This window comes from Desulfopila aestuarii DSM 18488, assembly GCF_900143695.1.
Classification (GTDB): Bacteria; Desulfobacterota; Desulfobulbia; order Desulfobulbales; family Desulfocapsaceae; genus Desulfopila; species Desulfopila aestuarii.
Genome location: NZ_FRFE01000033.1, coordinates 42,138 through 55,871, shown reverse-complemented (window position 1 = coordinate 55,871; position 13,734 = coordinate 42,138). Strand labels below are relative to the sequence as shown.

General features: G+C 49.8%; 9 protein-coding genes. 6 read left to right on the top strand and 3 right to left on the bottom strand.

What is annotated here, in order from left to right; all coding sequences use genetic code 11:
* On the bottom strand, window positions 1–185 hold a 185-nt coding region (tnpA, locus tag BUF15_RS22055), incomplete at its 3' end, for an IS200/IS605 family transposase (protein ID WP_143170833.1).
* A gap of 609 nt (window positions 186–794) precedes the next feature.
* On the opposite strand from tnpA, the gene BUF15_RS22050 reads away from it, so the two are divergent.
* The 3 genes from BUF15_RS22050 to tpx all read left to right on the top strand — a co-directional run bounded on the left by BUF15_RS22050 (window position 795) and on the right by tpx (window position 4,606).
* Window positions 795–2,945, top strand: a complete 2,151-nt coding sequence (locus tag BUF15_RS22050) for an FAD-dependent oxidoreductase (RefSeq protein ID WP_073615883.1) — start codon at window positions 795–797, stop codon at window positions 2,943–2,945.
* A 3-nt stretch (window positions 2,946–2,948) separates the two neighbouring features.
* The gene (locus BUF15_RS22045) at window positions 2,949–3,746 is read left to right on the top strand and encodes a DUF547 domain-containing protein (RefSeq protein WP_073615882.1); all 798 of its coding nucleotides are present in this window, start codon (window positions 2,949–2,951) and stop codon (window positions 3,744–3,746) included.
* Window positions 3,747–3,982: 236 nt separating this feature from the next.
* Window positions 3,983–4,606, top strand: coding sequence for a thiol peroxidase (tpx, locus tag BUF15_RS22040; RefSeq protein ID WP_084554362.1), 624 nt, complete (start codon window positions 3,983–3,985; stop codon window positions 4,604–4,606).
* Window positions 4,607–4,793: 187 nt separating this feature from the next.
* Here tpx and BUF15_RS22035 read toward each other — a convergent pair whose 3' ends face one another.
* Complete coding sequence (locus BUF15_RS22035) at window positions 4,794–5,462, bottom strand: PcfJ domain-containing protein (protein WP_084554360.1); 669 nt, start codon at window positions 5,460–5,462, stop codon at window positions 4,794–4,796.
* Window positions 5,463–5,668: 206 nt separating this feature from the next.
* Here BUF15_RS22035 and BUF15_RS22030 point away from each other — a divergent pair, with 206 nt between their 5' ends.
* Window positions 5,669–7,384, top strand: coding sequence for an ATP-binding protein (locus BUF15_RS22030; RefSeq protein WP_073615880.1), 1,716 nt, complete (start codon window positions 5,669–5,671; stop codon window positions 7,382–7,384).
* A gap of 72 nt (window positions 7,385–7,456) precedes the next feature.
* Here the strand turns inward: BUF15_RS22030 and BUF15_RS22025 are convergent, their stop codons facing one another.
* On the bottom strand, window positions 7,457–9,040 hold the full coding sequence (locus BUF15_RS22025) for a YXWGXW repeat-containing protein (RefSeq protein ID WP_143170832.1): 1,584 nt from the start codon (window positions 9,038–9,040) through the stop codon (window positions 7,457–7,459).
* Between the two features lie 1,606 nt (window positions 9,041–10,646).
* Here BUF15_RS22025 and BUF15_RS22020 point away from each other — a divergent pair.
* Both BUF15_RS22020 and BUF15_RS22015 read left to right on the top strand, forming a co-directional pair.
* Window positions 10,647–11,990, top strand: a complete 1,344-nt coding sequence (locus tag BUF15_RS22020; protein WP_073615878.1) for a TolC family protein — start codon at window positions 10,647–10,649, stop codon at window positions 11,988–11,990.
* Between the two features lie 30 nt (window positions 11,991–12,020).
* Window positions 12,021–13,733, top strand: coding sequence for a type I secretion system permease/ATPase (locus BUF15_RS22015; protein ID WP_073615877.1), 1,713 nt, complete (start codon window positions 12,021–12,023; stop codon window positions 13,731–13,733).
* The last annotated feature ends 1 nt before the right edge of the window (window position 13,734 follow it).

The following is a 13,734-nucleotide window of genomic DNA, read 5'->3' as shown; positions in this document are numbered from 1 at the left end:
ATGTGGTCCGGCTGCAGATGCCCTTCCAGCACTTTGCTCTCCTTCTGCCGAGCCAAATCATGCAACACCTCACCAAGGTGTTTTCTCAGCTGCCCATAAAGCGTTTTCTTTCGACACTTCGGTATCCACACGACGTGGTACTTGCATTCCCACTTCGAGTGGCTTAAACATTGTGTGTTGTTCATGAAGCCTCCTTCTCGTGACTTTGAGCGGTCCACGAGAGCGGAGGCTTCTTCATTTTGCAGGAACCGTCAAACTTTTGTAGTCCCCCGGCAAAGCCGGGGGTTTACCTAAAGGAAATTATTATCCCTCTTTATATGGTGTTCATGAGAAACATGAAACCATATGTCGTTAAAAAAGCCGGCTCACCTCAAGCCGTAATGAGGTGAGCCGCTTGTTCCCCCCCAGTCGTAGCACAAAAGAAGAAATCTCGACCAGTAAACCGCTGCCAAGCAAAACGAAAATTCTATTTTGCTGCGAAGTCTTCTCTTATTGTTTATCTTTTCTCCATTACTGTAGAAATACAATCACCCAGACAAAAGAATTTCCCGAGAGTAATGTGAACAAGGTCACACAGAACATCACGGGAAAATAATCACAGTAGCTGCAATCCCCCTGCGTGGATCGATATCTACAGTGATCCCCTCTTCGTCACTAACCTCCAGCGTTAACGGGCTGCAACAACGACAGGCTAACGCCACCAGCCTTCTGGAATTCGAAGACAGAGATATCGAAGCCGACAGAAAAACGATATCCACGCAATAATCTGACCAACGTGTCGCAAGAGAGAACAAATGAAAAAATTCATCATCCTCCTTCTTATAGCAGCAGCCGTACTGATCTTCTGGATCTTCGATCTCAATCAATATCTTACCCTTGACGGCATCAAAGGCGCACAAGCCCAGATCGACAGCTGGCGGCAAAGTGCACCCGTAATTACCGCTCTTGGATTCTTTATTGTCTATGTCGTGGCAACTGGGCTCTCACTGCCGGGGGCCGTACTGCTCACTCTCGCAGCCGGAGCAGTTTTCGGGTTGGTATTAGGTACTATCCTTGTCTCATTTGCCTCGACCATCGGCGCAACCCTCGCCTTTCTGGCTGCTCGTTACCTCCTTCGCGATAGTGTGCAAAGCCGTTTCGGTGAACGGCTGAAGACGATCAATCGAGGCGTCGAGCGAGAAGGTGCCTTTTATCTCTTTACCCTGAGACTCGTCCCGATATTTCCCTTCTTTCTGATCAACATGCTGATGGGACTCACCCCCATTAAGACCACCACCTACTACTGGGTCAGCCAGGTGGGAATGCTGGCCGGCACCGTCGTCTATATCAACGCCGGCACCCAGCTCGCCTCAATTAGCAGTACGGCGGGTATCCTCTCACCTGGCTTGCTATTCTCCTTTGCTATCCTGGGTCTTTTCCCATTAGCAGCCAAGAAAAGTATCAACTGGGTAAAAAAACGTCGGGTCTATAGTCGTTGGCCAAAACCGAAACACTTTGACCGCAACCTCATCGTCATTGGCGGCGGTGCCGCAGGTCTGGTAAGCGCCTATATTGCAGCGGCAGTAAAGGCCAAAGTCACACTGGTGGAAGCGGAAAAGATGGGGGGCGATTGCCTCAACTATGGTTGCGTACCCAGCAAAGCCCTTATCAAAAGTGCCAAACTTGCCCATCAGGTCCGTCATGCCGATGCCTACGGCCTTGAGGCCGGTGGTCCGGTCATGAGTTTTCGAAAAGTCATGCAACGGGTCCACGATGTTATCGCCAAAGTCGAGCCCCACGATTCAGTCGAGCGCTACACCAGCCTTGGTGTCGAAGTGCTGGCAGGATACGCCCGGCTAGTTGATCCCTGGACCGTAGAAATTACAATGAACAGCGGCGAAACCCGCCGCCTCACCACCCGTGCTGTCATCATCGCCGCCGGTGCCCGTCCCTTTGTGCCTCCATTATCAGGTCTCGACGATGTCGGTTATCTTACCAGTGATACCCTCTGGGAGGAGTTGGCTCAACAGGACGAACCACCCAGGCGGTTGGTAGTACTGGGCGGAGGGCCCATCGGCTGTGAGCTGTCCCAGGCTTTTGCCCGGCTTGGTTCAGAGGTGTGGCAGATTGAAATGGGAACGCGGATTCTGTCCCGTGAAGATGAGGAAGTATCAAAACTTGCTGAAGAATCGTTGACCCGCGACGGCGTTCACATCCTGACCGGCCACAAGGCCCTGCGCTGTGAAAAGATTGGGGAAACAAAACAGATCATTGTCGAGAGCAGAAACGGTGAGCATCAGCTCCCGTTCGACACGCTTATCTGTGCGGTGGGCCGGGTCGCACGTTTGAAGGGTTATGGCCTTGAAAATTTAGGTATTCCCACCGAGCGAACGGTGGTGACCAACGATTACCTCGAAACACTCTACCCCAATATTTTTGCCGCCGGTGATGTGGCTGGCCCTTATCAGTTCACCCATACAGCAGCTCATCAGGCCTGGTACGCTGCGGTCAACAGCCTGTTTGGAGAGTGGCGAAAATTCCGGGTCGACTACTCGGTTATCCCCTGGACTACCTTTATCGACCCTGAAGTTGCCCGGGTCGGTCTCAATGAACAGGAGGCAAAGGAGAAGGGTATCGCTGTCGAGGTAACCCGTTTCGGTATCGACGATCTCGACCGGGCCATTGCCGACAGCGCGGATTACGGCTTTGTTAAGGTCCTTACTGTTCCGGGCAAAGATCGGATTCTCGGAGTAACCATTGTTGGAGAACATGGCGGCGATTTGCTCGCGGAATTCGTGCTGGCAATGAAACACGGCCTGGGGCTCAACAAAATCCTCGGCACCATCCACACCTACCCAACCCTTTCTGAGGCCAACAAATATGTTGCAGGTGAATGGAAACGAGCGCACGCCCCGCAAAAACTCCTGAAAATCCTGGAAAAATATCATACCTGGAAAAGGAGCTGAACCATGATACGCACAGTATTGCTGATCTTCACCCTCGTTCTGGCTCTCGCAGGTGGCGCGCGGGCAGAATTCAATCACAAGATTTGGGACAATCTTCTTCAGCAACATGTAAGGGTTATAAATGGCGGTAAAGCAACGCAAGTGGATTACCGTGGGCTGGCCAAATCCCACTCTATCCTGACCGGATATCTCGATACCCTTTCCGCAATCAGCCAGACGGATTTTGATACCTGGCCCAAATCCAACCAGCTGGCCTTTCTTATCAATGCCTACAATGGTTGGACGGTCGAACTGATTCTCAGCCGCTATCCTGATCTCACCTCGATCAAGGACCTGGGTTCGCTCTTTCAGTCACCGTGGAAAAAGAAGTTTATCCCGCTATTTGGCAAACAACTCTCGCTTGATGATATCGAACACGGGCTCATCCGCGGCTCTGGCCGCTATAACGACCCACGCATCCATTTCGCGGTCAACTGTGCCAGCATCGGCTGTCCAGCTCTGAAAAACCGCGCTTATCGCGGAGAGATCCTGGATCAGCAGCTTGAAGAAGCCACCACATCCTTTTTAACCGATAGAAGCCGAAACCGTCTGAAAAACAAGACTCTTGAGGTCAGCAGTATCTTCAAATGGTACCGTGATGATTTTGAAAAAGGCTGGCGGCAGGCAAATACTCTTGGCCAGTTCTTCGCCCTCTACGGCGAAAGCCTTGGGTTGGATGCAGAGACCAGAAAAAGCGTGGCGGCCGGCAGGATCGGTATTGATTTTCTTGATTACGACTGGCAACTCAACGATGTGAAATAGGTGCCGCAGATATTGGCAGGACCTATTTTTCTCCCACGGAAAGTACCCTTGTATTGCGAGTATTGGCAATTGACTTACCCATCACAATACCTAGACTATTAGCAGAGCAGCTCTCGTGGTTTGTTCGCATTTTTCAGGCATCAGACGAATGAGAGGCCCGTTCTTATACGATCAACACCAGGGATAGTCTCGACGTTCCACTAACATGTAAGAATCCGACCACAAGGAGACTCATCATGCCACGATTTCCACTACTTTTTACACTTTGCGCGCTCATCTTCGGCCTTGCAGCCTGCAGTGCCAAGCAACCGCAACTCGCAGTCGATAGAGAGAGCGCAATACCAGGAACGACCGTGTCCAAACAAGGAAATACTATTACTCTCCTTGGCACTGGGATAGAACTCGGTCAACAAATTCCGTCCACTGATTTGGTCGATGCATCCACCATGCAGACCGTCGACCTCCAGGCATACCGGGGCAAGGTTCTCTTGCTCAGTATTGTGCCATCAATCGATACAAAAGTTTGTGAGACCCAGACGCATCTGCTCGGTGAAGAAGGAGACATGTTACCGTCCACCATACAACGCATAACGATCAGTCGCGATACGCCCTTTGCCCAGAAGCGCTTTGCCGATGAAGCAAAACTGACCGATATTCAATATCTCTCGGATTACAAAGAGGGCGCTTTCGGTCGATCGACAGGGCTGCTGCTCGACGGTCCCCGGCTGCTCGCCAGATCTGTCATTCTGGTGGATAAGGAGGGCATCGTCCGCTATATCCAGGTTGTCCCGGATATTACCCACCTGCCGGATATGGATAAAGCCTTTGCTAAAGCAATAGAACTGAACAAGATGCAGTAGATCTCCTTCATTTTCTATAGACTTTCAAACTGAAATTTCCTCGCAGCATCTAAGAACGACACAAAACGTCACTATCCGGATGCTGCGAACAGCTTATACTCCCTCCTACAGAGCAACCCACAAGGCTTATCCGCATGAGACAACGCCTACCGTGGAATCAATGCATCTGATACATAAGATGTTTAATTTAATGGCTTCTACCAGAACAGTTCATCAGCCTTGCGACCTCTTGCACGACATAATAAAGTTCTGTCGGGTGATATTCCGTTTGCAATACTTCCTCTTCGTCAAGATAACAGCTTATTTCTTCTAATACCTCGGCATTGGCTGGCCCGAAGCATTGGTCCAGGCGCCAGTATCCAGACTCTTTGGTGAGTCCCAGGGTAGCCAGACGTTCGCCTGACCTGCTGCGAATTGAAAAGATGCTATATTGCAGATTCTCACATAACTCTTTATAATTCCGGCAGCAGTTACTCATCACATAGCCTTCTGATTTCAGCATCTTGGTCGTGGTCAGTGGGACGATGAAGTAGTCGCCAATAAACATTTCCGATACGTTACATTCCCATTTTCCTGATCGTCTCCCAGCAGATGTTCCAACATTCAGCTCGGCTCCAAAAAGTGCATTCAGCTCATTTACCTTGGTTTGAGACAGCATCTTCTTTACCTCCTGAGGTCTTAAAACATCATTGTTAGGTTGTATGAGTTCAACAATTGTTTGGCATCCACTCGATGCATTGGAAATACCTTCTGCTCGTTTGACAGTATCTCTCTCCACAACAACCCAGCCTATGAATTGACTATGCCATAGTCGGGTTATCATATAGTGACTACCCACAAATTTTTTTTTCTCCATTAAGCTTTTTCACGGATATTCCAGCAATTGATACAGGTTGCCCGAAGAGGGAAAACGAGGCTTTGGGAGCCAGCCGAATTCTCAGCAGACAATCAATCCCTTTGTAAAAATATGAGAAAACACCTTATTTTCTGCTGGCCACACTTCCATTTCCCCTCTCCTTTAAGTAGGCTTTTATTATGAGAGCTTGCCCCCGTGAGGATGATATGGAACACAATACAACCAACAAGGAAGCATTAATTGCAGAGCTGGAACAGGCCAGAAAGCGCATTGTCATGCTCGAGGAGCAGCAGGACCTGACCCGACCTACTGTTTCGCCGCAGCTGGCTGAGAAAATCAGCAACCTTTCCAGGTCCGCAGATTACCTCCGCTGCCTCATTCGAAGCATTCCCGATCTGGTTTGGCTCAAAGACCCCAACGGGGTATACCTGACCTGCAACCCGTCGTTTGAGACTTTTTTTGGTGCCAAGGAGGCGGAAATTGTCGGCAAGACTGATTACGACTTTGTTTCCAGAGAGTTGGCGGACTCCTTCCTTGAACATGACCGCATCGCCATGCAAGCGGGAAAACCAAGCGTCAACGAAGAATGGCTGACCTTCTCCGATAACGGCTATCGTGGACTGTTCGAAACCATCAAAACGCCGATGCTGGATGGCCAGGGTAACCTTATCGGGGTGCTGGGAATAGCGAGGGATATTACGGATCGCAAGCGTACGGTAATCCAGCTGATCGAAATGAAAGACAAAGCGGAGGCTGCCAACAGGGTCAAATCCGAGTTCCTGGCCAATATGAGTCACGAAATACGGACCCCCCTGAACGGAGCTTTAAGCATGCTGCAGTTGCTGGAAAACACCACCCTGACCTCGGAGCAGACCGAATACCTTCAGGCGGCGATAACTTCTGCCCGGCGCCTGACCAGACTCCTTTCAGACATCCTTGACATCTCGAGAATCGAGGCCGGAAAATTCCGGATAGAAGAGGCTGAGTTCCAGGTCGAAAGCCTCCGTAGCGCCATTCTCGAACTCTTCTCCCAGGCGGCGAAAGACCGGGGAAACAGCCTCACATTCACCTGGCTGAACGAGTTGCCAGTCACCCTGATCGGTGATGAAGCGCGCTTACGACAGATACTGTTCAATCTTGTCGGAAACGCGATTAAATTCACAGAAAACGGCAAGGTGAAGGTCGAGCTGGAGTTCATACCTTCGCGACACGAAGAGATCGTCATGATGGTTATTGCGGTGCATGACACCGGAATAGGCATTACCGACGAGCAGATAAAGGAGATCTTTGAACCGTTTGTCCAGGCGGAAGGGACCTATACCCGGCGCTTTCAGGGCGCTGGACTGGGACTTTCAATCGTGCGAAAACTTGTCCATCTGATGGATGGTGAGGTGGCAATCGACAACGGCAACGAGGAAGGTACTATTGTCTATGTCTCCCTGCCTTTCAAGATTCCAGCGCAAATTCTGGAAAACGCAGGGCAACAGGCTCAGGGCACCAATCATGGCAGGAAAATCTCGGGTTTGAAAATTCTGCTCGTCGAAGATGAAGAGATAAGCTCCATGGCCGCCAGGTTGATGCTTGAGCTGGAAGGCCATACCGTAGTAACTGCCCAGAACGGCCTTGAAGCGGTTCAGCGGCTTTCCGGTGAAAAATTCGATCTCATTTTCATGGACATCCAGATGCCGCTTATGGACGGAGTGGAAGCGACCAGAAAAATCCGCGGATCAAAAGAACTGGGCCGCAAGGCGGAAGTCCCCATCATTGCCATGACCGCCTACACCATGATCGGCGACAAGGAGAGTTTCCTCGCTGCCGGCATGGACGGTTATGTGGCCAAACCGATCAGCAGAGATGAGATTGCCACTGTCATTGCGAAAGTCCTGACTCAGCGGCAAGAACCTGAAGTTGGAAACGGCTAGGGAAAAAAGGCAAGTGGTTTACAACTGATGGGAAATGACAGGACACTGGTATCTTAATGGACTTCCGTTCCGTCATTTTTCATATGAGCGAGATGCTTGCTGCCCCCATACGCTTCGGGGACGCTTAATAATCTGAACGTCAGCTTGCACCACGTCCTCAGGCCCTGCCACTTGGTTTTCAGAACCCACGGGTCGCTTGCCTTTTTTCTTCCCTTGGGGCAGGTCGCTTTTCAGATCCGGTCCTTGCTCTTCTATGCTCTTTCCCGGTTTTACTCGACGTTCAGTATTTTTCTGCCCCTCCGCTATCATGGGTTGACGCCTTTCCTGGTTTTTCAGGGGTTGGTTCATCGTACGATTCTCTTTTTTCGGATCAATTCTTCTGGATTGATTGCTGTACGATGAGATACCTGATTGCCTGTTTTTCTCCATGCCTCGTGCCTGGTCCTCAGGATAATGAGCCTGGAAGACATTGCTTCTATGGGAAACCTTGGATCTATTTCGCTCTTCCTCAACATGAGTGACGCTTTTGGGCCACGATTTTTGCGTTCTCTCCGGCGACAACTCTACGGCTCGACGCTCGACTTTCGGAGGAGCAACTTTCCTGCCGTTCTCGCGGTAGTCTTTTTTGTCGCCAGAACGTGGAGAAGTAGACCGCGAATCACGGTCATTTTTTCTAACAACCTCGGTGAAGTGTCTGCCGGGCGTCGTATCTTTCCGACTATATGACCTCTGATTGTGCTCTACCTGAGAACGGTAGAGTACCGACGGCCGCGCCTCCCGATGATCCCGATGATATTCGAATTGTTTCCGATAGTTGTGCTCCCATCGATCATCATGACGCGATTGATGCCAGCGATAGCTCGTGTAATACGGATCATAGCCATGCCTCGTCGCATGTTTGGAATACCATGGAATAAATCCACGCCTTGTATATCGAACGTCATGATAGTCGCCAAAATAATAGTGGTGATGATCTTGCCGGATGAAAAGGGAAAGAAAGATGGTGTTGATATCCAATACGATACTGGGAGTATAGTAATAATCGTGGGCTCTGTAGATCGGACGCGAATAATAGCGGGGAGCGAACATCACTCCACGTCGAAAAAGATGATAGTCCCAATATCCCCGAACAAAGATATACCCGCGCGGAGTCCACACATAGTGCGCAGGAATCCAGGCCATTTCCGGACGCTGTCTCAGCCAATATCCGGCCTGCCAGACATAACCATTACGAGACCAGAGCCAATGACCATTAACCCAAATATTGTCTGCTGAATACGCCGGAACCCCTGGCGCTGAAAGCGGCGGCTCAGGCGGAGGTGGAAGGTATACCGTTTCGGCCTGATGAGTCTCAGCCCAATACCCTGAGACAAATTGATTTCCACCGGCAACAGTCACCCAATAACCGGGAACCCATTGACGACCGGGCGGGAGATCTCGCCATACACCGCTCACCCAGATAAAATCACCCTGATCATCATCCCAACTCCAATACCCTGGAATCCACTGAACATTATCCCCCTCCGGACGATAATCCGGCGGAATCTCATTTATTGGTTCAGGCACAGTGCGAGATATAACCATTTCCGGCCTTGCCGCATCAACACTCACTTCAGCAAAAGCTTCATGGATCGGCCCGCGGCTCAAAACCTCCATGCCTTCATCTGCAGGGCTTGTTCCATATTCGGCTGCTGTCACTGCTTTTTGGAGAAAAAACGAAAGCAAGATTGATAAAGCAATGATGCAACATCGTGACGAAGCATTTCTCTTTAACACAATAACACCCTGTAATTATGTTGAGAACTCCTGAAAGAAGACACCAGGTCTGCGTGCTTTCTGCATAATGAGGTACTTTTTGATCTATTACGCTTTACACCACCCACGTCATGTATTGAACCAGATGATCCAAGCTCGAAACTTTTGGTCTTTCTTCTACAAACGACTGATGAAGAATGACAGAATACTAATAACAGGGTATTTGGACCCTGCGAGTAACTGGATTTGGATACGAAACCCATACCTGACGACCTCGACTCATCTGCCACTCCCCGCTGACCAACTGATCTTCGAAGCAGGTTCTCGGCGGCGGCTGAACAATTACCTCCGACTGATATACCGGAGGACGGTAGTCATACACAACCGGTGCTGGAGGAGGAGGCGTCACCGCATAGATTAGGGCTGAACCCAACAAAAGCCCTCCTGCAACACCCAGGGCGATTCCCAGACCATTGTCGCTGTGATGATGATAACCACCTCGGTATCCATTATGGTGACCGCGATACCCGTGGTCATAGCCTCTAGCGAACGCTGCCGAACTACCTGCCAAACAGAGTAGCGTCATCACAGCTATAAATTTCTTCTTCATGTTGAGCCTCCTTGGATATTGACCTGCAATCTCTCACCCTACCGGCATTCGACCAAGACACATTCAAGCCTTGCATGCGTCATTTAATCTACATCTTGCCTTTTCGTTACTGATAACGCAGAAGCAGAGGCGATCATAGCGGACATCAGGCAGAATCGACCTTCAGGTAGCCTCGTGTCGCAGCCATGTCGGGTTCATGTCGGGTTGTAATATACCGAATGTATATGCTTTTCCTTTTTTAAAAAAAAGAGCGACCAAAACATTCAGGCTCTCCCAGATCGTCCATTTTGCCCAACCGGAAATTGCCAATATCGGACATTTTATAGTGCGTGTGGTGTGATACAGAGCTGCAACAGAGGATATACGTTAACAAGATGAGCTGAGCCTTAAAACAATTCAGAGGTGTCACTCATGTTTATCCTGGTTATAGAGTGAAGGGCTCGCCACTCGTTTCGACTAACCTTGCACTACCATCTGTTTTTCTCCACAACAATAATTGCGGAATATCAGCGAAACAAAGATGATCGTAGAGAACCTTCCAGGCCCTGTTGCATTATGCAACGAGCAAAATGTCTTGTGCTCTCACATGGCATGAGGTAAGTTTATGGGTTGGATTGACGAACAGGCATGTTTTTGCGCCATGAAATATAGGGCGTATACGGAATGCCTATTGATTACTCAGCAGTATTTATCCAAGGCAAGAAACTGAACAAAGAGAAGGCGAAGACGGAACCAGCTATCTTCAGGATTTACAGAGTCTTCGAAACTCAGAAATTGACCGTGGTTTTGTCAAATCAATAGATTATTGCATACGTTCAATACGGTTTCCGGGCTGCTTGAGTTGGCCTAAAGTGCCTGTCTGAATTAAGGCCGAGTAAATTTGGAGAATCACCAGTAATGCTTGCAAGATTCGTTATCACTATTTCAACCGTTTTTTTGCTTTGTACAGCTCATCTTTCGGCGTACGCAGCTCAACAACTTACTCTTGATGAGTGTATCCAACTTGGATTAAAATCCAACCCTGCCATAAAATCCGCCAAATTAAAAGTTGACTGGTCAGAGGAAGGAATCAAAGAGGCACGGAGTGATTTCCTTCCATCGCTGTCAGCCTCGTCTTCCTACGCGAAGATAGACAACATCTATGCAAGTGGCCCGACAGACAGCGACTTTATCAATCAAAGCCAATTTGTACACAGTCTCAGGCTCTCGCAGATCCTCTATGCCGGGTCCAGGATTTACAACACGTATTCGCGTGCAATGGTTCAAAAGGATATGGAGGAGGCGGAGCAGGAGTTTGCCAAAACCAAGCTCATCCTGAACATTGAAGCAACGTTTTTTCAGCTGATGAAGGCAAAAGAAGATGTTGCAGCAGCTACCGATACAGTGGAACGTTTGAAGTCAAGTCTTCAAGCTGCCTCAGCCTTTTATAAGCAGGAGATGGCCCCCTATGTTGAAGTCCTTCAGGCCAAGGTTGACCTGGCAAATGCAGAAGATCAACTCAGTCAGCTCAAAAATAACGTCGACCGTAAACGTGCCGAACTCTTTCAACTGATGAACATCCCTTTTTCCGAAACAATACGTTTCGATGGTGGTCTTGGTTATTACACAACCGGATTCAAAACTACACCTGAAGAATGTTGGGCAAACGCCGTAAGGAACAGATCAGACCTTAAAAGCCTGCAAAAACAGATTGACATGGTGGAAAAGGATATCCAAATTGCCAAAGGCAAGTATCTCCCTGTTGTTCAGATGAACGTGAGTGTGAACGACAGCCTCCTCAATTACGCAGAAAGAGGATATTCTGGCTATACAAGCATTGACAGGGACCAGCACAATACATATTGGAATGCAGGAGTTTCAGTTACCTGGAATCTTTTTGACGGCGGCCGGGCCTGGTATGAGAAAAACAAAAACGTACTGGATAAACTGCGGCTCCTGGAAGATATCAAGGGCTTGGAAAACGACATTAACGCCCAGATACGTACAGAATTACTCACACTTTCAGAAGCGGAATCACGTATTGCCAGCACATCTTCCGCTGTTGAAGCAGCCAGGGAATATTATGCTACTGAAGAGAAACGGTTTCAGGCAGGCATTGCCACAATCCCTTCCCTACTTGATGCCCAGGCCAGGATGACACGTGCCGATGCGAACCACAACCAGGCAAGGCTGGATTATCATCTCGCCCGTGCCAGTCTCAAGTTTATCACAGGTCAAAAGGCAGACACCAATCTGCAATAACAGAGAACACCTCTTTCAGGCGGCAGTTGTATGAAGAAATTTCTGGCCACATGGTCAAAGTATTACATTTTTGCAGGACTTTTCAGTTTTTTTATTAATATCCTGTTCTTGACTTTCCCCGTCTATATGTTGGCTATCTACGATCGGGTACTCAGCTCCTATAGCATTCCAACCCTGGTGACAATTTCGGCAGCAGCAGCAGTAGCGCTAATCGTGCAAGGCATGCTTGATTTTATCCGCTCGCGATTACTGGTGAAAGCCGGCGTTGCCATTGACCAGCAGCTGGCCAAGCTCGTTTTCGGTGAAATGCAGAAAGATGCCTGCGGCCTGCAAAAAAAAGGCTATGCCAGTGGCCTGAGAGACGTTAACATTTTGCGAAATTACTTGGGCGGCAATGCGATCTTTTCCCTGTTCGACCTCCCATGGACCCCGCTGTATCTACTGTTCATTTTCTTTGTCCATCCCCTGATGGGCATGATCGCCACCGGCGGTGCCGTTGCCTCCATGATTCTTGGCATCAGCCAGGAACTGCTGACCCGCAAGCGACTTGAAATGGCCAATGCGGTCAGCGGCAACGCCAGCAATTTCACCACCCTTTGTCTCCGCAACAGTGAAAGCGTCGGCGCCATGGGGATGGTCTCTGCCACCCAAAGAAGATGGCAAAAAATGAACAACCATGTCATCATGCTGCAGACTGAGGCCAGCAACTATGCAGGCATGCTGCAGGCCGTATCCAAGACAATCCGAACCGCCATGCAGGTCATCATTTACGGAGTGGGTGCATATCTTACCGTAATCAACGAATGCACTCCAGGCGTCATGATTGCCTCTTCCATCATTATGGGCCGTGCACTTGCCCCGATCGATCAGGCCATGGCTACCTGGAAGCAAACCCTGGAAGCCAGAAGCTCCTATAAACGTTTGACCACTCTTGTCGACAAAGCGACGCAACAGACAACAATGAGTCTCCCCGATCCAACGGGCAAGCTCGATGTCGAGGCGGTATCTTTGGCCATAAATGGCGTGTATGTATTGCGCAATATCAGTTTTTCTCTAGAACCCGGTGAAAGCCTGGGCCTTATCGGCCCAAGCGCTGCAGGCAAATCGACCCTGGGTAGGCTCCTTCTTGGCATCTGGCCATCAATGGGTGGCAATGTGCGCCTTGACGGATTCGATCTTTTCCAATGGGATCAGGAGCATCTCGGCAAGTTTATCGGCTATCTTCCTCAAGATGTCGAACTCTTCCCGGGAACAGTCAGTGAAAACATCGCCCGACTTGAGACACCTGATCCGGAAAAAGTTATCCGAGCCGCCCAGATCGCCGGGGTACACGACCTTATCACCCATCTCCCCAATGGTTATGACACCCATCTCGGTACTCCGGGACATGCCCTATCCGGTGGTCAGCGCCAGCGCGTCGCCCTTGCCCGCGCCCTCTACGGCAATCCGAAACTGGTGCTGCTCGACGAACCCAACTCCAATCTCGATGAAGCGGGAGAAAAAGCACTATTAAACACCCTGGCCATCTTGAAACAGCAAGGGGTCACAACTATAGTAATCACGCATAAGCCCATACTGCTCTCCGGCGTCGATAAGATCCTGATGTTGCAGCACGGCCAGGTCGCACGGTTTGGCGCCCGCCAGGAGGTCTTCCAGGCTCTTCTTGGTCCTGCGGCCAAACCACCAATCCAGTTGGCAAGAAACAACCAGGCCCCGGACGAAAAACGAGAGGCAGTGAATTAAG

Bases quoted from the DNA above. Each gene is read 5' to 3' on its own strand.
- BUF15_RS22050 (WP_073615883.1), top strand. From the start codon at position 795: ATGAAAAAATTCATCATCCTCCTTCTTATAGCAGCAGCCGTACTGATC.
- BUF15_RS22045 (WP_073615882.1), top strand. From the start codon at position 2,949: ATGATACGCACAGTATTGCTGATCTTCACCCTCGTTCTGGCTCTCGCA.
- tpx (WP_084554362.1), top strand. From the start codon at position 3,983: ATGCCACGATTTCCACTACTTTTTACACTTTGCGCGCTCATCTTCGGC.
- BUF15_RS22035 (WP_084554360.1), bottom strand. From the start codon at position 5,462: ATGGAGAAAAAAAAATTTGTGGGTAGTCACTATATGATAACCCGACTA.
- BUF15_RS22030 (WP_073615880.1), top strand. From the start codon at position 5,669: ATGGAACACAATACAACCAACAAGGAAGCATTAATTGCAGAGCTGGAA.
- BUF15_RS22025 (WP_143170832.1), bottom strand. From the start codon at position 9,040: ATGGAGGTTTTGAGCCGCGGGCCGATCCATGAAGCTTTTGCTGAAGTG.
- BUF15_RS22020 (WP_073615878.1), top strand. From the start codon at position 10,647: ATGCTTGCAAGATTCGTTATCACTATTTCAACCGTTTTTTTGCTTTGT.
- BUF15_RS22015 (WP_073615877.1), top strand. From the start codon at position 12,021: ATGAAGAAATTTCTGGCCACATGGTCAAAGTATTACATTTTTGCAGGA.